This is a genomic window from Moritella yayanosii, assembly GCF_900465055.1.
GTDB lineage: Bacteria > Pseudomonadota > Gammaproteobacteria > Enterobacterales > Moritellaceae > Moritella > Moritella yayanosii.
The window spans coordinates 1,998,745-2,019,864 of the sequence record NZ_LS483250.1; the positions used below are offsets into that span (position 1 = coordinate 1,998,745).

The window sequence follows — 21,120 nt, forward strand, 5'->3', positions numbered from 1 at the left end:
AGGCATCAAATGTAATTGGGAGGTGTGTAATGTTATCTAAATGGACATGTTTATTAATGTTGTTAGTATTTACTGCTGTATCAGTGGTATCTCAGTTGTATGTTCTACTGCCAGTAGCAGAAGAACTTGCTAATAATTTTCACCAACCCGTTTCTAAAGTTATCTTGTTAACGAGTTTTTTTGGTTTTGCTTACGCCGCGGGATTTTTAGTGTGGGGGCCGTTATCTGATCGCTATAGCAGAAAACATATTATGTTAGCTGGTATGTCAGGATTACTGATATTCACCGTGTTACTCAGTTTTACGCTGCCATTTTATTGGGTTTTATTATTACGTATTGCTCAAGGATTTATGGCAGCATCATTTCCACCATTAGCTTTAGCGCTTATTGCTGAGCGTTTTCCTAATACTAAAAAAATGAATGCTATTGCCTGGATGAGTACTGCATTTTTATTATCTGCGTTGATCGGACCCTGGATAGGGAATGCGGTGATTGATGGCACACTAACAAGAGTAATGCCCATTTTTATCATTTGTTATGTGTTTAGTTTGATAGGTTTTATCTGGTTGCCTGATTCGTCAACTACGACTGCACGTTCAAAAATCCCCGCTTTTCTACCTAGATTACGCGCTATTTTAGCGATGCCTGAACTATTAAAAGTATATTTAGTTGCCTTGGTTTTATTGGGTAGTTTTGTAGCCTTATATACAACGATTAGTCTTTATTATTCTAGTGCGTTACAAACACAAGGCTGGGATATTGCCAAACTACGCATTGTGGCGGTGCCTTGTATGTTTATGCCATTAATCATAGGTCGGGTACTGGGTAAACTTGGAGTGCCAGTCAGTATTTTCCTTTTTTTGATTATCGCAGCTACCATGTTGGCTCTACAAGTATTCAGTTTGGGAAATCAATTTTTTGTGGTTTATCACTTACTGTTTGTTGCCGCTATTGCTTCTGCAGTACCTAGTTTAATTGCGTTGGTAAATCAGCTGTCACCACCTGAAAATCGTGGATTAGCCGTATCGCTTTATACGTTTAGTTTGTTTATTGGAGCAAGTCTTGGTGCCTGGTTGCCTGTATTGCTAGGCGAACAGTTTATTCTTTATCTCGCTGGCGCATTATTTTTAGTCGGATTGCTTTATTTGCCTTTCTTTAACCGTCAAGTTAAGGAGAAAAAACATGCGTAAGGTAATCCTGTTGACCTCTTGTTTTATGTTGTCCTGTGGTTTTTATACTACGGTCTCGGCCAACGAAACAATACCTGTAAATATTTATAAACAAAAGGATATGTTAGAAATGGAACAATATCAGAAATTTATACCAAGCGGCTTTGTACCTGTGTATCAAGCCGACGGTAGTATGGACAATACGTCAGTCTCCTTAGTTCGGTATCAACCGCAGGCTAATAGTCAATTGATGCTGCAACAACAACATGTCAGCTTTGTTCTTGATTTACAGGGTAAACTAATGGGGTTTAATCGTCTCATTCCTGACTTTTCGATGAATGCCGGCACATTACCTGATCCTGATGAATCTCGCGTGCTTGCAATTGAATTTTTAGAAAAATACGCACCAGATCTTGTTAAAGACATGGATGTGAAATGGATCAAACCCCATGATGAGATCATCTATCAAAACAACAAAAAAATGACACTCACAGGTATGAAGGTTAAATGCCGAAATAAAAGTGATGGTCGTTATTTTTGGGTGGTTATTGCCCAGGATCGCAGTGTGATGACATTTGAAAGAGATATCGTTTGGGATTTTTTTAGAGCTGGAAGACAAACAGAAAAGTGGTTACACGATAGTTGGTTAACAAATAAAATTTAAAAAATACAATTTTAACCTTGAATTACTAATATTCGAGATTAGGAAAAAGGACAATGTGGTTTTAAGTGATAACAATTAAAATTAAACCAATGTAGGTTTTCCATGGTACTTTTCCACCTTGCTAGGTGGAAAAGGCAATAACGAAAAATCAATTATTTCATATGACTCTTGATGACTAATTATTGCTATGCCAGATTAGATTAAAAATTAGCTTATAAGAAATAATAGTGTTGAGCTAGCGCGATGGTTATATAGCCTCATGAACAAGAGGCTATTCCCTTTAGCCCTTAATTATCAAACAACCCAGTCACTTTACGTAACGGTTTTAACTCAGGCGCTTCACGCTGTTTTTTAGCCTGTAAGATCGTCATGGTTTCTTCTAAACACAACATACCGGCTTGCCAAGTCGCCATGTATTTCAAGCTGTCATCAACACCATGATCACGACTGTAATTAAGCATCTCTTTGCTGCCTGTCACTGCCAGTGGTGAGTGTGCCGCAATTTGACTGGCGATCTGTAATACCCCATCCAACATGGCTTCGTGTGTTTCAAATACCTGATTAACGAGACCAAATTTCTCTGCTTCAGCAGCACTAAAATTACGCCCTGTGTATGCGAGCTCACGCACAATGCCTTGGGGTAAAATACTCGGTAAACGCTGCAATGACCCCAGATCAGCAGTAATGCCTAACTCCACTTCTTTAATGGTAAAGAACGCATCTGCCGTGCAATAGCGCATGTCTGATGCTGCGATCAGATCTAAGGCACCACCAATACAACCACCTTGGATCGCCGTTAATACCGGTACCCGTAATTGCTCAAGATCAGTAAATACTTGCTGCAATTGCATAACAAAACGGCGCATCGCTTCACTGACTCTGGCTTTATCTTTACCCATAGGGAAGTTATCAGGGCTTTGGAATACGTCTAAATCCATACCAGCGCAGAAATGTGGGCCTTGTGCTGAAATAACCAACACACGTAAATCATCAGCCATCGACAGCGCTGCGATAGCCGCTGGAAATTCACGCCAAAAATCCAGGTTCATTGAATTTAATTTATCAGGTCGACTAAATTGCAAATGCGCGACACTATTTTCAATCGTTAGCGTAAAGGTATTGTAAGTAGATGCTATTTCCATTTTTTTCGTTCCTTGATAATGATTACTTTATGCTAACAAAATGAATCTCCGTCAGCATTATCTTTACGCGACATATTATTATCTGTATCTCACCGCTAAAAATAGCATAAATGAGATCTCAACCACACACCCACCAAAATATAGCCACTTAGGGTTAATTAAATCAAAAAATTGATCGAGATCACTTAAAAACCACCCCCAAATGGCTATCATTGCCCCAGGTTAGAGTTATTGCTCTAATAATTATTAATCAGACCTGAACTAGATAAAGATAGTTCAAATATTTAAATAAAAACTACTGGAGGCTCTATGAACATTCCTGTTTGGCAATATGTTGTATCGATGAGTATATACATAATATTCTTATTACTCATGGTCGAAGGCATGCGCCGTACACCACGATTAACCACTGCTTTTTGGATTTTATCTCTGTGTACAGCGCCGCTATGGGCTGAAAACCTTGATGGTTGGTTCCGTTGGGTGAAAACCGTAAGTGTACTGATCCCAACTGCTATCGTTGTCGGTGGTGCGCGGATCGCGTGGTTATATCATGATAACCCGAATAAATTCTTGTCATTCTTCCGCGGCGACTGGGTACTAAAAGTACTTTACATGGTTCTGTTCCTGAATATCGCCGAAGCAACAATAAAAGATTTTGCCACCGCAAACTACTTCAATGCAATTTGTGGTTTGATCCTGTGTATTACGATTCCGTTCCCACGTTACAAAAATGGTCAGCGTCTATATTGGGTTGTCAGTAAAGACAAGACAAGTGATGTACTGTTTTTTTCAACCGCGGCGTGGAACTTCCTATACACAACATGGAACCTTGCATTCGTATTTGGTGAAAACCCGGGCTTCTTCGCAAGTTCATTCTGTATCCTGATAGCTGCTGAATTGTATCCTATCATCAAGGGACGTCCAGAGTTATACATCACAGCTCGAATATTCACACTAGCCTTCCACATCCTAGTGCGTGCTAACGGTGACATCTTCACACCAATTATGGACTCTTCAAGCTGGGCTAACGATACATTCCTGTATTTCTGGGGTGCGGTCAACTTGGCTATACACGTTCCATACATTGTTTGGTACTTCAATAAAAAACGTAATAACCCAACGGGCGAGCCGCCTTGTGGTGAAAACCAACCATTACTTAGTGACTACGCTGGTACTGAATTAAACCCAGCCCCAGAAGGAAAACTAGCCAAATCTTGATGATATAAATGATAATAATCAATAAATAGCGTCCACTGGATGGGCGCTATCAATCCTAATTATAGAGAGCAGTATAATGATGAGAAACAGGATTAACTCACTGTTTATGGCAATGTTTACATTGCTACTGATGTTCGGTGCTAGCGGCGTAAACGCGACCACAACCAATAATGATATGACCTACGTAACCGATATTACAAATACGGTTTGGCAAGGTACACGAGACGGTAAACCAGGCGAAGGCAGTTTGCTTTATCGTTTAGAGTTTGGTGATGATAATCAAGTTCAAGTAATCAAGCAATCCGGTGGTTTTAACCATAGCGAAGCACAGACTTGGAAACAACAAGACAATCGCATCATCATTAGCAGTTATGCCAACTCTACAATTAAAGATTTTGAGGGTGCAACACTGACATTTTACGCTGATGACCGTGTTAGTTTTAGCTTAGATGGCGACTCTTTTATCATTCATAAATGGTATGAAGCTCGTTCTTATGCACACATTATCTTTGTATTACTTGCCCTAATGTTACTCAACGAATTATGTCGTCGTGTACCAAAGTCGAACTACGTTATCTTCTTCATCCTACCCGTAGTATTACTACCACTTTGGATGAGCTACGATGTTACATACTGGTTTAAATGGATAAAACTGTATTCCGTAGTCGGTGCAGCCGCATTGTTCACGCTGATCAGGTTTACCAAAATAGGTAACATGAAACTGGCTAAATTTGGTGCCGCCGCATTCCTCGCCATTAATATTTCCGAAGCCGTAATGCAAGACTTCAGTATGGGCAATACAGCAAATGTATTGAATGCGATTGGCGGTATTTTATCCATTATCACCCTAACTGGTTGGCTCAGCATTCAGGCAGATAAGAGTAAAGAGCGAGACATGATCTGGCCTGCAATGACAACGTTCTGGATCATTGCTTATGATGTATGGAATATTGTATTTGTTTACTTAAACTTCCCTGGCTCTGCCACAGCCCAATTGATGGTACTGATATCTGCCACGCTTCCTGCGTTGTTCATCAAAAAAGGCACCTGGTTACAAGCCCGCGCAATTACATTAGCTGGTTCATTTATGTATTACTTCTCGAACCCTGCCATGTTCGAAAGTAATGTAGTAATGATGCCGCGTAATGATGAATTAATGCTGGCGGCAGGTTTAGCTAGCTTCATTATTAACGGTGTACTTGCTGTTACTGTATTTGGTCCTAAATTGAAAGCGCGTCTCGCAGCGAAAACGGCATAATGTTAGCCACTAACGCGACAGTACAAATATAAATTAGAAATATAGTATGAAAATATAGCCTTGGAAGTTAAGGCTATATTTGTCAAACGAATCCTGATTGCCCAAATAAGTGTAAGGTTTTCACACGTTTATTTTCTATAAAAAATAAACGTGTGAGCCAAAGCGCATTGTTTAAAGCAACTACCCATAAAGTATTATGTTAAATCAATTCTGTGACTAGCATCACGTCCAATGATTTAAAAAAACATTACTATAACCCCAGGTTAGAGTTAATGCTCTACATCAAAGTTAGAATCTAAGTCATTGTTTATAAAGATAAATTGTGTTTAGAGGAAACTGCTTACAGATGAAGAGCAAAAATTCTAAATAAAGTATCCAACTTTTAAAATAATGAAAAATGGAGTAAATAATGAAAAAAGGTATCTTAACTCTTGCAGTGTTAGCATCTTTTTCGTCAATGGCTGTGATTGCAGAAGAAGCAAAAACAGATGGCCCAGATATGGCTGACCCGACTGCGGTTTATGCTTATGCTGGTTTGGCTTACGGTAACAACGGCCTTGATTTTGAAGCCATGGGTGTCCTAACTAAAACCGATACCCAACGCAGTGGTTTTATCTTCGAAGCCAAAGATATTCTTGATGATGATAAATATACATCGGACGTAACTGGTCGTGAAGTTTCTAGCCGTAACTACCGTATACGCTACGGTAATATCAATACTACAAATGGCCTAGGCGGTTTTGTTGATGTAGTGGCGGCTGAACATCCGTTTTTCGGTAACATGGTGGTTGCACAAGCAGGTCCTGTAGCAACTATCCCAGTAGGTGATGACATCTACATCTGGCCGATGTTATTAGTCGGTGGTGTAATCGCAGAAGATAATACAGCTCAAAATCTAGAGCTAGCAGTTGGTAAAGCACAAGTTGCACTTGGACAAGCAACAGCAGGCGGCAATCCAGATACAATAGCGGCAGCAAAAATTGCCCTTGTTTCATTAATGAGCCAACAACTTACAGTACCAACTAGTTCAGAAGGTATGGACTGGATGACGACCACGGCGACTGCAATGGCGTATGTCCGTTACCAGCCACATGATGATTTCTTTGCCTTAGGTAGTATTCGCTATACAACAGCATTAGCTGGTAAAGAATGGGATACCGACGTCGTAGATGGCGGTTTACAGATGGCGTCTACCGCTTGGGATCTCAAGCTTGGTTATTACCTCACCAGCACACAAACTATCACATTGTTCTATAGCGGTGACAATACTAGCGCTGACGATAAATACAGCCTTGGTTACAAATTCGCATTCTAATTTAAGTTAAACAAAGGCTATATCTGCATGTTATCCGCGATATAGCCTTATGACATAGCCAGGTAAAATTACATTCAGGAAGAATTCAATGAAAAAATCGGCTTTAGTATTAACTACCCTATTAATGATGAGCAGCAGTGCCATGGCGGCAACAGACATCGCAGGTGTCAGCGTACCCGACAGTATTTCCCCACAAGGAGAAAGCTTACAATTTAACGGTGCGGGCATTCGCAGCAAGTTTTTTATTGATTTATACGTCGGTTCATTATTTACCCACGAAAAAATGAACCAAGGTGATATGGTCATCAATAGTGATAAAGCAGTGGCGATTCGCTTAAATATCACCTCAAATATGATCACGTCCGAAAAAATGATCAACGCAATGCAGGAAGGTTTCGAACGTGCCACCGCAGGGCAAAACAATAACCTTGATAGTAAGATTGAAGCCTTTATTGAGACTTTTGCCAACCCGATTAAAAAAGGTGATCAATTTACACTATTGAGTGTGCCAGGCGAAGGCTTGATTAACTATAAAAATGGCGAGTTTATATCTATTACATCAGGTGAAGACTTTAGAAAAGCAGTACTTGCGATCTGGTTAGGTGATAAACCAACAGATGATGACTTAAAAGAAGAAATGCTCGATATATAGTTCGCCAAAATGTCGACTGCCTACCCGACTTGGCGGTCGTCATGCATCCATTTCCTATAAAGTCGCCATGCATTCCCTATAAACAAGTCACCATACAGAGCGCATTAAGGAATCAATACCATGAACCCATTTTCTCTATGGCGAAAACTCTTTTTTCCACAACGCCATGATTGGGATACAAGCAAATCTCAATTTGTTGAGATTATACTTTTTTTTACGTTATTGTCGTTTTTATCAGGGATCTACAGTTTTGTAAAATGGTACAACCATGATCATCAAGCCATGATCTACACCTCCCTCTTTTTGATCTGTGCCGAACTGATTGCTTCGCTGGTATTACGCTTATTTAAAAACACCAATCTAGCCCTACATATCGGCTTTGTTGGCATGGTCGTTAACGCTTTAAATCTAATTTATCAGACCGGTGGGGTGATTACTTCTCCGCAAGCATTCTGGATCCCACTGCTTATTATTTCATTTTTCCTCACCGCAAGCTTAACCATGGCAATATGCTGGAGTGGCATTGTTATTGCCATTACTGCTTGGATGTTAAACCAATCATTACATAACACCGAACTGCCTAATGTAGTCTTGTCTCAAGCGAGTGCTGTCGGTGAGGCTTGGTCTGGTATTATGGTACCGCTGGTTATTATTTGTATCGCCCAAGCATATACCGCGAAGCAGCGCCAAAAAGCGACAACTGCCTCCTTGCTCGCCCAGCAAGCAAGCCAGGCTGCCACAGAAAGTGCACAACAAGAAGAACAAAACTTAAGCCGGGTACTCGTATTAGCCGGCGATAACGCCAACCATTTAACAACCATAGCAGAGCAATTATCACAACAATCGAGTGAATTATACAATCAAGTCGATGAACTCAATATAACGTGTGATACACAAGCAAATGCCGCAGAAAGAATGACAAGTCGCCTAAAGCAAATGACGTTAGATTTCCAGAAATCAGAACAGTTTGTACAGGAATTACAGTTACGCAGTGAAGAAATTAATAATCAAGCCCAAACCAGCGCTTCATCGTTAACCGCTTCTACTGAAGCGATTAGCAATATTTTACATAGCAATCAAGAAATGGCTGTTGTTGCAGACCTCATTACCTCGGTGGCAGAGCAAACCAATTTATTAGCGCTTAACGCGGCAATTGAAGCTGCACGAGCAGGCGAACAAGGGCGTGGTTTTAGCGTTGTGGCCGATCAAGTCCGCAATTTATCGTCTAGAAGTAATCAAGCGGCCCGTGAAATAAGACAACTACTTGAGAGAAGCACAAAAGAAGTTAACCAAGGACAAATTGTAATAAAAGAGACGGTGACAGAATTATCCGAAATTATTAACCAAGTTGGCGGTACGCTCACCGATGTACAACAACTCTCTCAAATCATGGCAGAACAAGTTAAGGTGTTATTAGAGCTTAATCTCGCCAGCCAAGATGTCACCGAAAGTGTCGATAAAACCAGTCAAATATCGGAATCAGTCGCAACTCAAGGCACGCAGCTATCACAACAAGTCATCATTTTAAAAACACTCGCCGATGATCTAAATTCAGTAATAGAATTATCATAATGAAATAAGCAATTAGCTATAAACATCATTTATTTACTGTACTTTGCATAGCGTAACCAAAGATTAGCTATGCATAGATATATAGAAAAAGGTAAAATAGCGAGCGTATAATTTATTTAATCGAATTGGAGGGTAAGTTGTTAACACCACATAATGCATATGAATTAGCCATCAAAAGTTATGCACTAAAACTAATTTTAGGTCAGCTTTTGTTAGTAATATTTATTGTTTCAGCAACTTACCTGGGTACAGACCATAAGACTACACGCTCGGCAGCATTGGGGGGGATGATCTTCTTGGTACCACAATATATCTTTACCCGACTGTCATTTTTATATATCGGGTCTAACAGTATTATGCGAGCTAATATCTTCATGATCCTCGGCTATGCTTGTAAGTTTGCACTTATATTTCTGTTATTTAGCGTAATATTACCGTTACCTGACATCCAACATTTCAATCTTTTTATCACCTTTGTGATCGTCATGTTTTCACAAATATTTAGTTTATTAAAACCATTACCAGAACAGTTTCCTGCTAAGTTAGCGTTATCAGCCCAGGTCGAAGTCACAGAAACAGAAACAGAAAGTGTTGATATCAAAGCGGCCAAACAAGGCGTTTAATACAGGGATAATCAAGATCATCCCTGTATCGCAGGCTAAATTAGTCTGCTAACGTCGGCAGAATAGCTAATTTTTTAGCGTGGTTAAACGGACGTAATATATAACGGTTGTGACGTTTCACAATCGACCGATTCGTCGAACCAAACACCAAATAACCGTGTGAGAACATTTTATCAATAAATGCCAGATCACCATGACGAATAAACACTGACAGCGGGCTTTCCAATACCCCGTCGATATCAGAGAAAGCACGGTCATAGACTTCAGCACAGATCACCAGCGAATTTTCGCCACTTGAGCTTAATTTAAACTTATCTGTCACGTTGCTTTCAGTTTCAATCAACCAACCTTCATTATCCAGTTCAGTTAAGATATCTTCTAAAACAAACTGGGTTAGATTTTTATATTCCAGTTCGCAGATCTGGGTATATACCCGCTCAATTTTTTCGAAACGTTGTTTGAAATCAGCCTTTGGCCCTAATGTGCGACTTTCTTGCACCCAAATATTTAAATCACCCGCTAAGATAATATCAAAACGCTTTTCTTTTAACGCAGTAATGATCCAATTACCCAAAAAATGCGTTTCTGAAACGGGATTTTGTAAGCTACGCTTTTCTGCTTGCGCATCAGATAAGGCCGTTAAACCTTCTCTAACGAGCTTTAACATATTCACGTTATAGGTTTTTTCTTGTTCAGACATGTTTATTCCTCAGGCCATTAACCAGTAAATATTGTGCTCAACGACACATTATTGAAACCTGAGTACGATATATAAGCACCAAAACCAATTGGTAGGATGACATAAATGAGTGAGTAGATGGTAAAACCGATTGGTCGGCCTAATGCTTTTTTCATAAAATCTAAACGTGCTTTTTGATGTTTAGCTTTAGCACGAGTCAACGCAATATAGCTGCCATGGCACAGCATAAATAGACCTAAGGCCAATGTATAAAAATCCATAAAACTACCTTTATAAAAACGACAAACAATAATGAAGGGATCCTAACAAGAATTAAGATTATCGCAATGTACTTTTTTGCTATTAAATTGTGATAACTTTGTGATAACTCGCAATCTAATCACAGCTATAGTATAGACAACACCTAGCACACATCTTACTTAACTACAGAGGGCGCAATTGATATGAAATATATTATTAAATTGTTAGTTATCAGCAGCCTAATTTTATCGTTTAACAGTTTCGCTAAAGATCCTATCTATACTGGTTACTTTAGTAGTAAAGCCGTGAGCGGTTACGATACCGTGGCTTATTTTACCCAGTCAAAAGCGGTTAAAGGCTTAAACAAATTCAGTTATGCATACCAAGGTGAAGATTGGTATTTTAGTAGCAACCAACACCTTACATTATTTAAACAAGATCCAGAGAAATACGCACCACAATATGGTGGTTATTGCGCCTATGCGGTTGCCAAAAATGATACGGCGTCTTCAGATCCCGAGCAGTGGACAATTGAAAACGATAAACTTTATTTAAATTACAACGCTGATATCAAGCAACAATGGTTAGCAGAAAAAACCAATTTTATAATCAAAGCAGATCAAAACTGGCCTCACGTATTAAACTAATTAAAAGGATTTAGCATATGTTAACAAAAAAACGTATTTACACTCTTGCTAACTGGGTTATCGTGGTTTGGATCGCTAAAGTCTTTTTATCTTCTATTCCATACAAATTTTATCAACCATAGGTTCAGTGATGGCGGATCATTATTTATGGCTGCTGTATCAATCCTCATTTTAGGCTTAGTGTTATGTGCTATTAACTTAAAATTAATCAAAGCAGAGTGATCCTATGCTTATACGTGGCTTATTAATATTACATTACATGGTATTTTGCTTGCGGTTTTTGACTATTCCGTGGCGTTATTTTCAGCTCAATGCGCGCTATTTTAATAAGCAAAAAAAAATATTCTCTAAGCACGATTTAGATGCCATAACGCCGGTTGAATGGCGTTTAAACCAGTACATTGATAGGCCTGATTTATGTCCAGAGCGCTACCCGGTATTTGCGAAACCAGAATGGGGACAAAACTCGGTCGGTGTCAGCTGTATCCATAATATTGCTGAGCTTGGCGTATTACGAGAAAGCAGCGGTTATCAGGCGCAAAATTATTTAATTCAAGAAGCGGCAGTCGGTGCCATTGAGTTTGAGGTATTTGTTGTTAAACACCCTCAGCAAGCGGGACAGTTTGCAGTAATGTCGATAACGCAAGTGATTAACAACAGCGCAGATACATTCCCCGTCAATGGCATTTATAACCATGATACCCAATACCAAGATATTACCGACGCATTAAGCCCTACAGAGCAGCAGCAGCTGTGGCAAGAACTAAGTCGCATGGGTGATTTTACAATCGCCCGCTATAGTTTGAAAGCGGATTCATTAAGTGCACTATTACTACGCCAATTTAAACTCGTCGAAGTCAATTTATATGTACCGATGCCGCTTAGTTTATTAAGTCATAATTTGACCCGGTTACAGAAGTACCAGTTACTGTATAACACCACGTATTCACTTGCTCAGTTAGCGCAACAGCTAAACAGCAAAAAAGTAACCCAAGGTATTTTCTTTAATAAGTTGATCGCCGCCAGACGAGGTCATAACACAAGGATCTTGAATCAAGATGAAACGAGTAAAACAACTAATTTACAAATGGATCAGTAGCAAATTCATGCATGGCTGTAGCAACTACAACAGCCTAGAAGTACGCCGCGGTTGTCGCTCCAAGAAGCAGGCACGTGATAAGTTTGCTGCGGGTAATATTCCTCATGCACAAGGGACCATTTTTTTTAACCCTTTCACTGCGGTAAAGTTTGCTAAAACGCATGGTTTTCCATTAGTGATCAAACCCAATGTCAGTGGTTTTTCGCGTGGCAGTCATTTTCCTATTCGTAATTATAAAGAACTTTGGCGGGCAATGTTCCTGGCTAAACTGTGGTGGCCGACGACAGTTATAGAGCAATATTTACAAGGTAAAAACTACCGAGTAGTGATCACCAAAGCGGGCGTAATTTCAGTCCTACAACGTTATCCCGCATTTGTAACAGGTGATGGGGTCAATACCATCAGCAGCTTAATCGAAACAGAAAACGCGGTGCGTAAAAAAATGGGGCTTTATCCATGCAATAACCCGATATCTCAAGGCCAACAAACAATCAGTTATCTTGCGAAGCAAGGTTTAACCTTAACCTCAGTGCCAGATAACGCACAGCAAGTTGAATTGTTTTATCGTATATCGTTAGCACCAGGCGGCGTGGTTGAAACCATTCAGCGCGATCTGATACCAACCTACAACCAGGAATTGTTTGCCAAGGTATTAAATTTATTTGATGCTGAGATCTTAGGTATTGATGTGATCATGGAACAAGGTATTGAGCATGATGCCCGTGAGCAAAAGTTGATCTTCCTCGAAGTAAACTCACGCCCTTATCTAAACATGCACAACTACCCACGTTACGGTGAAGCAGATGATCTGTCAGGACATTTAGGGTTAATCAACGTTGCGACTAATCAACAAGCAGACACCTTCTAATGTCCTCGGTACTTCCTAAGCTGGCACCAGTGCAGGCTATGTAATGGCACTGTGATGTTTTTACCGGTTTAACGGTACTATCGAATCTAACCAACTTTAGCTTAAACTAGGTATATTGGGCAGTCTTACCCTTGATTGCAGTTTATGTATTGTATCAGCAGATTGATAACAACGATAAGCCGTAGAGATACGGCTAAACGTTATATACCTAAGCTAATTTAAGGCCATAAAAATACTGGCAAGTTTAGACTACTGCAACGCAAGTTTCTCGATGTGGATATAAAGCATAAGACTGATGTTGCTTTGATGAACACGGACAACCACAGACATAATTCATTTTAAGTTGCTTACGGGTAGCAATGAGATGAGTAAAACTGACCGTATGCGCATCATCACGGTGCATACAAACCGATAAATAAGACGGTGCAGGCTCATGACTGGCATGAAATTGAGTCAGCGCTAAACTGTTCTTATCATCAATACAACGCTGATTCGTTAACTCGATAATATTTACTGCAACGCTATCAATATCAACCCGCGCAGGCGTTGGTCTTATTTCCAGCTCATCATTACACCCGTCGCCTGAAAATAACACCTGGTGCGGTAATAAGATGGCGTTATGGTGGTCTTCTCGGTAGTTAGTCACTTCGGCTAGCGCAATTGATGACGATATCATCGGTGATACAGCGGTCAGAGTGGTGAGTTCAAAACCATCCCAACGTACCGCATAAACATCGCCAATTTGTGCCGTGAGATGACTTGGGAACACTAATAACGTAAAGGCAGCATAGCACTGTAAAGGCAGTTTTTTTAATGCCGACCGGATCTTCGTCAATGACGTATTACTGATTAATGATTTGACTAATAAACCACGACTGATCAGTTCTTTCTCGGGCGGTTTTTGTTGATAATAATTCAGTAAACATATTGATAAACCCGCTTGATTAATCGCAATCCAACTGCCCCCACCAACCGGATCCACAGGCATTAAATATTTAACGCCAAGATCATTAAAGTATTTTGGTGAGCGTGCCAGAGCACGGCCCTTTTGCTCATCTCGGTTAAAGAATACTTGATAGCCATCATTTGCCAACAACCAACTTACTGTACACATGATAAGCCATTCCTCAATGCAGTGAGTGTCGCAGGGGCTATGCCCATGTTTTTCGGTGTATCGAAGTCACACAATTTTGCCGAAATATCCATTAATGCATAATGATGGATCGCATGCGTACTGACAAATATAAGCTCACGAATTAATGATGTTTCAACTTCTGCGACTAAGGTATTAAGCACGGATACTTCTGTCGACATCATTATTTTGTTGTTCATCATGTGCGGCTGTAATGTGAGCAGCCAAATTTTGATATGTTCTAATTCAGATAAACCCGTCATACGACACGATTCAACCAGAGCACCACGACGACGAACATCATAATCAATCACTTCAACATGTTCTTTTAATACATAATAAAGATCGAGAATATGACGTAAATGCTCACCAATACAGCTCGTCATATAAGGCTTCGCACGCATGCAATATTGCTCATTGGTCATCGCCATGAGTAAAGTGATCCCCTGGTCTAAACCTTCTATGTTCCCTTTTATTACCGTTCTAAATTGCTTTACAGGGCCTGACACCATCATTATTCCTTTTATCAGTACGTCTTCTAAGTAAAGCATACAACAAATACGGGGTTTAATTTATCACGAAAAAATAACAATTTGAGTGAGAAAGCGTACCATAGCAACCCGCGTTTACTGAATAAAGAGGTGATCATTGAAACTAATTGGTAAATTATTACTCATTTAGCTAACATTTATGATAAATTAAGGGAAGATAGCAAATACTTTAAATTGATGGGATACTCCATGTTAAATGATTTTTTAAATAAATTATCGGCACAGCCAACTACTATTCAGTTCGAAGATGTCATCGCTGTTATTGATGAAAGCTATGATTTCACAGCCACTAAATTTTATAATGGCTACTTAGTAAACGAAGCAACGGAAAACACCGGTTCATGCAAATTGTTTGCACTAGGTCGTTTAAATAAATTCACCAAACAGCAAATGCTAGAGTGTTTTGGTACTTATTACCGTGATGACGTACTAAATAATCCTGACGGTGATGACCATGCTAACATCCGTTACTTTATGCGTACGGGTTGGTCAGGTATTCAATTCGAAACACTGCCGCTAACATTAAAATAATGTTAATGCGTTAACGTTATGTTGAGGCAGAGAAAGCCTTATTTTCTCTGCTCACATCACCTGCATATGAAGCACGATTAATCACTTTATCTCACGTTACAGAGCCCCCCCTAGCAACATTGCTTAGCATAAAATAATCACCATACTGAATCTATCTTACTAACCAAATTTAACCCGTTATACTTATAGCAACTGCGTTATGTCTCCCAGCTTTAGCAAACAGCTAACAAGGAGTTGATATGTATATTCATCTAAATGGCTTTGACTTTGAGTTTTCAAAGCAAGTGATCGCTTCTTTTATCAACAGCACTGATTATCAGCATCAATCGTCTGACATAGCAGGTATCCACCTTGCCGATACTTATCAGCAGATGCTGCATGCAGGTATAGGTAAAAACGAACTGATAACCGCGATATTAAACTACCATATCAGTGCTTTGAATGAAGATGGCATCAGTGTTGATGCGATCAAAGAATCGACATATAGCGATATCAATGTCAGTTTTTTAATTGATGTCAAAAGTGATAGCTTTGCCCGATTTTTAAATCTCAATGATAATAAAACAGAAGACACCGTATGTATTAATATGCGTAATTTTGACCATCAATTTGCCCTTACCTACTCCCAGTTAATTCAACTTGAAGAATCTTATCAAGACAAAACACCAGAACAACTACTTATACTGTTTTTAGAAACATTTAAAACCATTATGGAAACCGAAGACACCGTATCACGACAATGCCATTACGCCATTCTTGTCAGTACAGGGTTACTGTTATTTTCAGATCAACTCAATATTCTTGATGCCCTCCAGCATAATGAGATTGAATTTGAGCTTAATACTGATCGGCTACTGTTAAATTTACCCGCAGGTTTAGAAACCTGTTTATTTGAGCTTGAATTTAATACCGAAGATTAACCAACTTAATTACCAACAAATAAGTATATAAAGCCACATCCCCCCGCTTTAACAATAAAAATATGTACAATAAATTAATATTTATCAATTTATTTTTATTGTTAACAAACTAATTTTTAAACCATTTATATTTTCCCAGCTAAAAAAGATGATTTTACTCCATATATTCTTAAAGAAATTACATTTCAAGCCGAAAATATAGACCAAGCCGTGATGTCGGCAATATTAATTAGTTAGGATATTGTAGAAAATGAAAATCAGAGATAAATTATTAGGGCTTACGGGGATTTCTGTAAGCGCACTCTTATTAGTACTCGGTATGTCTTGGGTGGCCAACGACAAAGTGATGAATATTAACCATGCAGCTACCGATGTAAAGCAATTAGAAGTTACACTCTTAAATTTACGCCGTAATGAAAAAGATTTTTTATTACGCTTAGATACAAAGTATCTCGATAAATTTCAAGCCAACTACATATTATTTCAAACTGAATTTAAGCTACTAACAGAAAAACTCACCACACTCAATATTATTGTGCCAAGTACAGCCACCTTGCCGGCGTCAATGAAAGATTATAATCGCACGGTAAACGCACTGGTCAGCAATTATCAAAAACTGGGACTGAGCAATGAACAGGGTTTACTGAAACGCCTAAATAGTGGTTATAAGCGATTGCTGCAAACTGCAGATCGCTATAACCGTAATCTGTTAATTACCACCGATCTTGCACAAACCGCTAAAATATTTGCATTACTGGGTAAACAAGAATACTACCTAGACTACCAAACTAAGTTGGCGCTTTATGACCAGCAGCTCGCGCTTGACTTTGGTAGTAACTATACTGATTTCCGTGCCACGATGGCTGAGATCATTACGCAATATAACACGATAGGTAATACGCCAAAAACGGGATTACGTGGTGAGATGCGCGGGTATTCACATCAAGTTGAACGTACCTTTAAAACCATGAGTCAGCAACTTAATAACGAAATCGAAAACCAGCAACAGCAAACGATAACCCTCACTATTGTGGCAGTATTGATCGTGATCATACTCATGATCACACTGTCTTGGTTAATTAGCAATTCTATCCAACGTCGTATACAAAGCCTAAGTAGCTTGATGGCCTCGATCGCTAAAAGCCATGATTTAACCGCTGTTGCGGATGAAAAAGGTAACGATGAATTATCACAAATGGCCGGTAACTTTAATTATTTATTAGCCCATTTACGTGAACTTGTCAGCAATGTTCAGTCTGCCGTATATGAACTTGGTTCAGCATCGACACAATTACAAAAGCGTAGTATTGATTCTGAAGACGCAATGAGCCGCCAACAAGCCGAAACAGATGCCGTCGCAACGGCAATTACAGAAATGGGCTCAACCATTCGAGAAATTGCTCACAATACCGAAAGTGCAGCAAGTAATGCGGACAAGAGCCATAATGGCGCAATGGAAGGCTTATCTGAAGTCAGTGCGACTAAAGATCGTATTCGCATTTTATCTGACGATTTATCTAAAACCAGTGATGAAATCTCAAACCTTTCTACCCTGTCAGATAACATCGGGTCAGTGCTGGATGTGATCCGGTCAATCGCAGAGCAAACCAATTTACTGGCACTAAATGCCGCTATCGAGGCTGCACGAGCAGGCGAACAAGGTCGAGGTTTTGCTGTTGTGGCCGATGAAGTACGTTCTTTGGCATTAAGAACCCGCCAATCAACTGAAGAGATCACCGATATTATTGCGACATTGCAAGAGCAAACGGGTCAGGTTGTTCTACACATTAGCCGTTGTCATGAACAAGGCGAATTAAGCGTAGAACAAGCCGATAGTGCCGAGTCTAAGATTGGTCAGATCATGTCTGATATGCAGCTCATCATGGATACCAGCACTCAGATAGCGACAGCTGTTGAGCAGCAAACCGTCGTTTCTGATGAAATAGGCCGTAACGTCACTTCAATTCGTGATATCACTAGCCAAAATTCACAAATTACACATGAAAATGCACAAGCAGCCAGCGCGATTGCGGATCAGGCTAAAAATTTAGACCGAGCCATTGCGCAATACACAGTGTAATGACACTACTTATCGGTACGTTTTGATAATAACTGGATAACAGAACAAGGCGCAATATGTAGAGAATGGTTATTCCATTTTCAAATATTGTAACGCTGTGCTGCTATTTCTGCTCGCCTCCCGTAGGGCAAGCCGAAAGAATGAATCTTCGGCGTTATGAAGTCTTAATTTAGAATAACTAAATCTTCGACTTCATGCCTTGAATATCCTTTCCTTTCGGTTTGCTGATTGTGCATCTTGAAGTAGCTTGGGTATATGCCCTCACCATCAGAGCGTTAGATTAACTATTTTCTTTTATCGCTTGTTGCATCGCCAACCAATTTTCGACTACCGGATGCAATACCCTATTGTCCAGATCAACCATCACCGAGCCGTTCAGTTCTGCGTCAGCCGTTAATAATGAATGCGGTGCCACAGCCTTGCCTGATTTCAAGTTAATCTCTTTCACCAACCCAATTGCTACCAATTTTTCACCACAAAAAAATTGATGCTGGTAATAGAAATATTTCTCATCGCAACTCAAAATTTCCGTGGTCATCGTAAACGCTTGAAATGGACGAATAGGTTTTAAATAAATAAAATCTTGTGCGGCAATCATACGTAAACCATAACGACCAGATAACGCCAGTCGAGAACTATGCCAGATACCAAAACGGCCTAATTCCATGAAACTAAATACCCGGTAATTAGGTAAATGATCACGCCAACCCAGATCGTGTAACCAAACTCGAAACCGATCACTGCGTTTATCAACCAGCGCCACCGCATCCTGCTTACGGGCACTAAAGATAATGATGAGCATTCTAAAAAATAAATTCATGTAACTCCCTTTCATAAAAATAAATTAACGTACCATACTGACCTAAGCACATATAATGTAAAGTAAATACAAAACAAAGCGACTATAAAATAGTATTCATATTATTTTGAGTCTCGCTACGCCAATGTCATCGAAACACCGAGTACAATAAACAACATGCCGCAACCCTGATTAAAACGCTGCCCGCTTTGCATCAATTTAGGACGAATACGGTGAGCAACGCACGCGATGCCATATTCAGCCAAAAATTCAACACAAATAAAGGTAATCGCAATAACAATAAACTGCGGCAGTAACGCCTCCTCAGGATCAATAAACTGAGCTAAGAATGCGGTAAAAAACAGTAATACTTTCGGATTTGATAACGCCGCAAAAAAACCTTGTCGAAACAAACTAGTAGGACTATATATTTGGCTTTCAGCAAGCTTAGTCAACTCCAGCGCAGGGGCATACCATAGTTTGATACCCAGCCAAACTAGATACGCAGCACCAACCCACTGCAATGCCGTCATCGCGTCAGGTTGCGCTTGCAATACCGCGCCTAAACCAAACATAGCGATTGCAATTAAGATCAAAAATCCAAACACACCACCACATATAGTAAACAATGTGCGCCGATGTCCATAACGTGCACCGTGGCTCAATGCCAATAATGAATTAGGCCCAGGCACGACCGCCAGCCCCATTGCCGCAACTAAAAATACTAACCAAAGATGAAACGCCATAACCATACCCACATGAACAAAAGTACAATGAGTATAAATTCCAACAATAAAAATGAACGGTATAATTTGGACGTTTAATGGTACTATTTGGACAGCGCGATAAATACATGAGCCATTAACGGATACCAACCATGAACTCAGCAGACGTTCGTTTTCTACTATTACCCCTACCCGAATTTAATATGCTACCGTTTGGTGGTTTTTTAGATAAATTACGCTTTTCGGCTGATGATGCAGACCATAGCCAACAGCGATATTGCTCATGGCAAGTTGTCGGTTTAGACACTACCCCGGTGACATCCAGTAGTGGCATAGCCATTGAGATACAAACCGCGTCTGCTGATATAAACCTTTGCCAGTATGATTATCTAGTCATTTTTGGTTGTCGCACTGCGCGTCAATCACAACAACAAGCACAGCATTACGGGGCGTTTTTAAAACACGCAGCAGCAGTTGGCATTACCTTAATTAGCATTGATAATGCTTGCTTTACCTTGGCTGAATTAGGTTTATTAAATGCGCATAAAACGACCGTACACTGGCGTCATATCAATGAGTTTAGTCACGCTTACCCGCGCTTAAAGATCGCAAATGAGCAACTATACTGCATCGATCATAAACGCGTCAGCTGCGCGGGAGGAACGGCTGCTATTGATTTAGCCGTGGCGATACTCAGTCGTCATCTTGGACAAAGCAGGGCAGTAAAAGGACTGGCAGATATGCTGGTTGATGAAAGCCGCAATCAATTGCATCAATTAAAATCACGTCAACAAGCAATACATCATGATCGCCACCTTGGCCGTACCATTGCCTTAATGCAAAATATTATGGCCAGCAATACCTCAATTGAACAATTAGCCGCGCTCACTGGGTCAAGTCGCCGACAGTTAGATAGACGTTTCAAACAGCATTTGAATATGTCTGCACATCAATATTGGCACGAAATGCGCTTACAACATTTGCATTGGCGTTTACTTAATTCAGACCATCTTTTAGAGAATCTGGCTGATGAAGTTGGTTTTCAAGATAGCAGTTACTTGTGTAAAGTATTTCGACAACGATTTAACCTTTCACCGGGTCAACTGCGCAGTCAAGTTCGGGATAAATATGCATTGACCTCTAATAAATAGTTCACAGCTTAGCGCAATAACTATTCTTAAGTGCCCGTAACTTAAGTGCTCGTATTACAAGCTA

22 protein-coding genes are annotated in these 21,120 nt (G+C 39.9%); 15 read left to right on the plus strand and 7 right to left on the minus strand.

All coding sequences use genetic code 11. The features are described 5' to 3' along the window. Positions 1-29: 29 nt before the first annotated feature. Positions 30-1,190: an MFS transporter gene (locus MORIYA_RS09085; RefSeq protein ID WP_112714534.1), complete on the plus strand. Its 1,161-nt coding sequence runs from the start codon at positions 30-32 to the stop codon at positions 1,188-1,190. Next, positions 1,183-1,833, plus strand: a complete 651-nt coding sequence (locus tag MORIYA_RS09090; RefSeq protein ID WP_112714536.1) for a hypothetical protein — start codon at positions 1,183-1,185, stop codon at positions 1,831-1,833. Before MORIYA_RS09085 ends, MORIYA_RS09090 begins: the two co-directional genes overlap by 8 nt. A 287-nt stretch (positions 1,834-2,120) precedes the next feature. Here MORIYA_RS09090 and MORIYA_RS09095 read toward each other — a convergent pair whose 3' ends face one another. After that, positions 2,121-2,975 (minus strand): crotonase/enoyl-CoA hydratase family protein, encoded by an 855-nt coding sequence (locus MORIYA_RS09095; RefSeq protein WP_112714538.1) that lies wholly within the window; start codon positions 2,973-2,975, stop codon positions 2,121-2,123. A gap of 309 nt (positions 2,976-3,284) precedes the next feature. On the opposite strand from MORIYA_RS09095, the gene MORIYA_RS09100 reads away from it, so the two are divergent. From MORIYA_RS09100 to MORIYA_RS09125, 6 genes are all read left to right on the plus strand, one after another. Beyond that, positions 3,285-4,193, plus strand: coding sequence for a hypothetical protein (locus tag MORIYA_RS09100; RefSeq protein ID WP_112714540.1), 909 nt, complete (start codon positions 3,285-3,287; stop codon positions 4,191-4,193). A gap of 76 nt (positions 4,194-4,269) precedes the next feature. Next, a complete protein-coding gene (locus tag MORIYA_RS09105; protein WP_232011576.1) occupies positions 4,270-5,451 on the plus strand; it encodes a DUF5692 family protein in 1,182 nt (393 codons plus the stop codon). 409 nt (positions 5,452-5,860) lie between these two features. Further along, positions 5,861-6,766, plus strand: a complete 906-nt coding sequence (locus tag MORIYA_RS09110) for a hypothetical protein (RefSeq protein WP_112714542.1) — start codon at positions 5,861-5,863, stop codon at positions 6,764-6,766. A gap of 88 nt (positions 6,767-6,854) precedes the next feature. Further along, complete coding sequence (locus tag MORIYA_RS09115) at positions 6,855-7,418, plus strand: chalcone isomerase family protein (RefSeq protein WP_112714544.1); 564 nt, start codon at positions 6,855-6,857, stop codon at positions 7,416-7,418. A 120-nt stretch (positions 7,419-7,538) separates the two neighbouring features. Then, entirely contained in the window at positions 7,539-8,990 is a 1,452-nt protein-coding gene (locus MORIYA_RS09120; protein WP_112714546.1) for a methyl-accepting chemotaxis protein, read from the plus strand. A gap of 137 nt (positions 8,991-9,127) precedes the next feature. Further along, positions 9,128-9,613, plus strand: coding sequence for an ATP synthase subunit I (locus MORIYA_RS09125; protein WP_112714548.1), 486 nt, complete (start codon positions 9,128-9,130; stop codon positions 9,611-9,613). Positions 9,614-9,653: 40 nt separating this feature from the next. On the opposite strand, the gene MORIYA_RS09130 is transcribed toward MORIYA_RS09125, so the two are convergent. Both MORIYA_RS09130 and MORIYA_RS09135 read right to left on the minus strand, forming a co-directional pair. Continuing rightward, the gene (locus tag MORIYA_RS09130; protein WP_112714550.1) at positions 9,654-10,313 is read right to left on the minus strand and encodes a DUF2913 family protein; all 660 of its coding nucleotides are present in this window, start codon (positions 10,311-10,313) and stop codon (positions 9,654-9,656) included. Positions 10,314-10,330: 17 nt separating this feature from the next. Further along, positions 10,331-10,573 carry a hypothetical protein gene (locus MORIYA_RS09135; protein WP_112714552.1) on the minus strand — a complete coding sequence of 81 codons (243 nt, stop codon included), beginning with the start codon at positions 10,571-10,573 and terminating at the stop codon, positions 10,331-10,333. 183 nt (positions 10,574-10,756) lie between these two features. Here MORIYA_RS09135 and MORIYA_RS09140 point away from each other — a divergent pair, with 183 nt between their 5' ends. The 3 genes from MORIYA_RS09140 (at position 10,757) to MORIYA_RS09155 (ending at position 13,167) form a co-directional block, all read left to right on the plus strand. Beyond that, complete coding sequence (locus tag MORIYA_RS09140; protein ID WP_112714554.1) at positions 10,757-11,200, plus strand: YHS domain-containing (seleno)protein; 444 nt, start codon at positions 10,757-10,759, stop codon at positions 11,198-11,200. A 226-nt stretch (positions 11,201-11,426) separates the two neighbouring features. Beyond that, entirely contained in the window at positions 11,427-12,299 is an 873-nt protein-coding gene (locus MORIYA_RS09150; RefSeq protein WP_112714556.1) for a D-alanine--D-alanine ligase family protein, read from the plus strand. Further along, positions 12,259-13,167, plus strand: a complete 909-nt coding sequence (locus MORIYA_RS09155; RefSeq protein ID WP_112714558.1) for a cyanophycin synthetase — start codon at positions 12,259-12,261, stop codon at positions 13,165-13,167. Before MORIYA_RS09150 ends, MORIYA_RS09155 begins: the two co-directional genes overlap by 41 nt. A gap of 244 nt (positions 13,168-13,411) precedes the next feature. Here MORIYA_RS09155 and MORIYA_RS09160 read toward each other — a convergent pair whose 3' ends face one another. Continuing rightward, complete coding sequence (locus MORIYA_RS09160) at positions 13,412-14,281, minus strand: NRDE family protein (RefSeq protein ID WP_112714560.1); 870 nt, start codon at positions 14,279-14,281, stop codon at positions 13,412-13,414. Then, positions 14,269-14,814, minus strand: a complete 546-nt coding sequence (locus tag MORIYA_RS09165; RefSeq protein ID WP_232011577.1) for a hypothetical protein — start codon at positions 14,812-14,814, stop codon at positions 14,269-14,271. Before MORIYA_RS09165 ends, MORIYA_RS09160 begins: the two co-directional genes overlap by 13 nt. A gap of 225 nt (positions 14,815-15,039) precedes the next feature. On the opposite strand from MORIYA_RS09165, the gene MORIYA_RS09170 reads away from it, so the two are divergent. The 3 genes from MORIYA_RS09170 (at position 15,040) to MORIYA_RS09180 (ending at position 18,381) form a co-directional block, all read left to right on the plus strand. After that, positions 15,040-15,381, plus strand: a complete 342-nt coding sequence (locus tag MORIYA_RS09170; RefSeq protein ID WP_112714564.1) for a HopJ type III effector protein — start codon at positions 15,040-15,042, stop codon at positions 15,379-15,381. Between the two features lie 239 nt (positions 15,382-15,620). Continuing rightward, on the plus strand, positions 15,621-16,301 hold the full coding sequence (locus tag MORIYA_RS09175) for a hypothetical protein (RefSeq protein ID WP_112714566.1): 681 nt from the start codon (positions 15,621-15,623) through the stop codon (positions 16,299-16,301). A 250-nt stretch (positions 16,302-16,551) separates the two neighbouring features. After that, positions 16,552-18,381, plus strand: a complete 1,830-nt coding sequence (locus tag MORIYA_RS09180) for a methyl-accepting chemotaxis protein (protein WP_112714568.1) — start codon at positions 16,552-16,554, stop codon at positions 18,379-18,381. 280 nt (positions 18,382-18,661) lie between these two features. On the opposite strand, the gene MORIYA_RS09185 is transcribed toward MORIYA_RS09180, so the two are convergent. Then, positions 18,662-19,201: a thioesterase family protein gene (locus tag MORIYA_RS09185; RefSeq protein ID WP_112714570.1), complete on the minus strand. Its 540-nt coding sequence runs from the start codon at positions 19,199-19,201 to the stop codon at positions 18,662-18,664. Positions 19,202-19,317: 116 nt separating this feature from the next. Further along, complete coding sequence (locus tag MORIYA_RS09190; RefSeq protein ID WP_112714572.1) at positions 19,318-19,926, minus strand: LysE family translocator; 609 nt, start codon at positions 19,924-19,926, stop codon at positions 19,318-19,320. 131 nt (positions 19,927-20,057) lie between these two features. On the opposite strand from MORIYA_RS09190, the gene MORIYA_RS09195 reads away from it, so the two are divergent. Then, positions 20,058-21,056 (plus strand): GlxA family transcriptional regulator, encoded by a 999-nt coding sequence (locus tag MORIYA_RS09195; RefSeq protein WP_112714574.1) that lies wholly within the window; start codon positions 20,058-20,060, stop codon positions 21,054-21,056. The last annotated feature ends 64 nt before the right edge of the window (positions 21,057-21,120 follow it).

What these genes read in the sequence shown, in the direction of transcription:
- MORIYA_RS09185 (WP_112714570.1), bottom strand. Translation starts at nt 19,201, where the DNA reads ATGAATTTATTTTTTAGAATGCTCATCATTATCTTTAGTGCCCGTAAG.
- MORIYA_RS09160 (WP_112714560.1), bottom strand. Translation starts at nt 14,281, where the DNA reads ATGTGTACAGTAAGTTGGTTGTTGGCAAATGATGGCTATCAAGTATTC.
- MORIYA_RS09105 (WP_232011576.1), top strand. Translation starts at nt 4,270, where the DNA reads ATGATGAGAAACAGGATTAACTCACTGTTTATGGCAATGTTTACATTG.
- MORIYA_RS09165 (WP_232011577.1), bottom strand. Translation starts at nt 14,814, where the DNA reads ATGATGGTGTCAGGCCCTGTAAAGCAATTTAGAACGGTAATAAAAGGG.
- MORIYA_RS09135 (WP_112714552.1), bottom strand. Translation starts at nt 10,573, where the DNA reads ATGGATTTTTATACATTGGCCTTAGGTCTATTTATGCTGTGCCATGGC.
- MORIYA_RS09155 (WP_112714558.1), top strand. Translation starts at nt 12,259, where the DNA reads ATGAAACGAGTAAAACAACTAATTTACAAATGGATCAGTAGCAAATTC.
- MORIYA_RS09095 (WP_112714538.1), bottom strand. Translation starts at nt 2,975, where the DNA reads ATGGAAATAGCATCTACTTACAATACCTTTACGCTAACGATTGAAAAT.
- MORIYA_RS09175 (WP_112714566.1), top strand. Translation starts at nt 15,621, where the DNA reads ATGTATATTCATCTAAATGGCTTTGACTTTGAGTTTTCAAAGCAAGTG.
- MORIYA_RS09190 (WP_112714572.1), bottom strand. Translation starts at nt 19,926, where the DNA reads ATGGCGTTTCATCTTTGGTTAGTATTTTTAGTTGCGGCAATGGGGCTG.
- MORIYA_RS09085 (WP_112714534.1), top strand. Translation starts at nt 30, where the DNA reads ATGTTATCTAAATGGACATGTTTATTAATGTTGTTAGTATTTACTGCT.
- MORIYA_RS09115 (WP_112714544.1), top strand. Translation starts at nt 6,855, where the DNA reads ATGAAAAAATCGGCTTTAGTATTAACTACCCTATTAATGATGAGCAGC.
- MORIYA_RS09100 (WP_112714540.1), top strand. Translation starts at nt 3,285, where the DNA reads ATGAACATTCCTGTTTGGCAATATGTTGTATCGATGAGTATATACATA.
- MORIYA_RS09150 (WP_112714556.1), top strand. Translation starts at nt 11,427, where the DNA reads ATGCTTATACGTGGCTTATTAATATTACATTACATGGTATTTTGCTTG.
- MORIYA_RS09090 (WP_112714536.1), top strand. Translation starts at nt 1,183, where the DNA reads ATGCGTAAGGTAATCCTGTTGACCTCTTGTTTTATGTTGTCCTGTGGT.
- MORIYA_RS09180 (WP_112714568.1), top strand. Translation starts at nt 16,552, where the DNA reads ATGAAAATCAGAGATAAATTATTAGGGCTTACGGGGATTTCTGTAAGC.
- MORIYA_RS09130 (WP_112714550.1), bottom strand. Translation starts at nt 10,313, where the DNA reads ATGTCTGAACAAGAAAAAACCTATAACGTGAATATGTTAAAGCTCGTT.
- MORIYA_RS09120 (WP_112714546.1), top strand. Translation starts at nt 7,539, where the DNA reads ATGAACCCATTTTCTCTATGGCGAAAACTCTTTTTTCCACAACGCCAT.
- MORIYA_RS09170 (WP_112714564.1), top strand. Translation starts at nt 15,040, where the DNA reads ATGTTAAATGATTTTTTAAATAAATTATCGGCACAGCCAACTACTATT.
- MORIYA_RS09110 (WP_112714542.1), top strand. Translation starts at nt 5,861, where the DNA reads ATGAAAAAAGGTATCTTAACTCTTGCAGTGTTAGCATCTTTTTCGTCA.
- MORIYA_RS09140 (WP_112714554.1), top strand. Translation starts at nt 10,757, where the DNA reads ATGAAATATATTATTAAATTGTTAGTTATCAGCAGCCTAATTTTATCG.
- MORIYA_RS09195 (WP_112714574.1), top strand. Translation starts at nt 20,058, where the DNA reads ATGAACTCAGCAGACGTTCGTTTTCTACTATTACCCCTACCCGAATTT.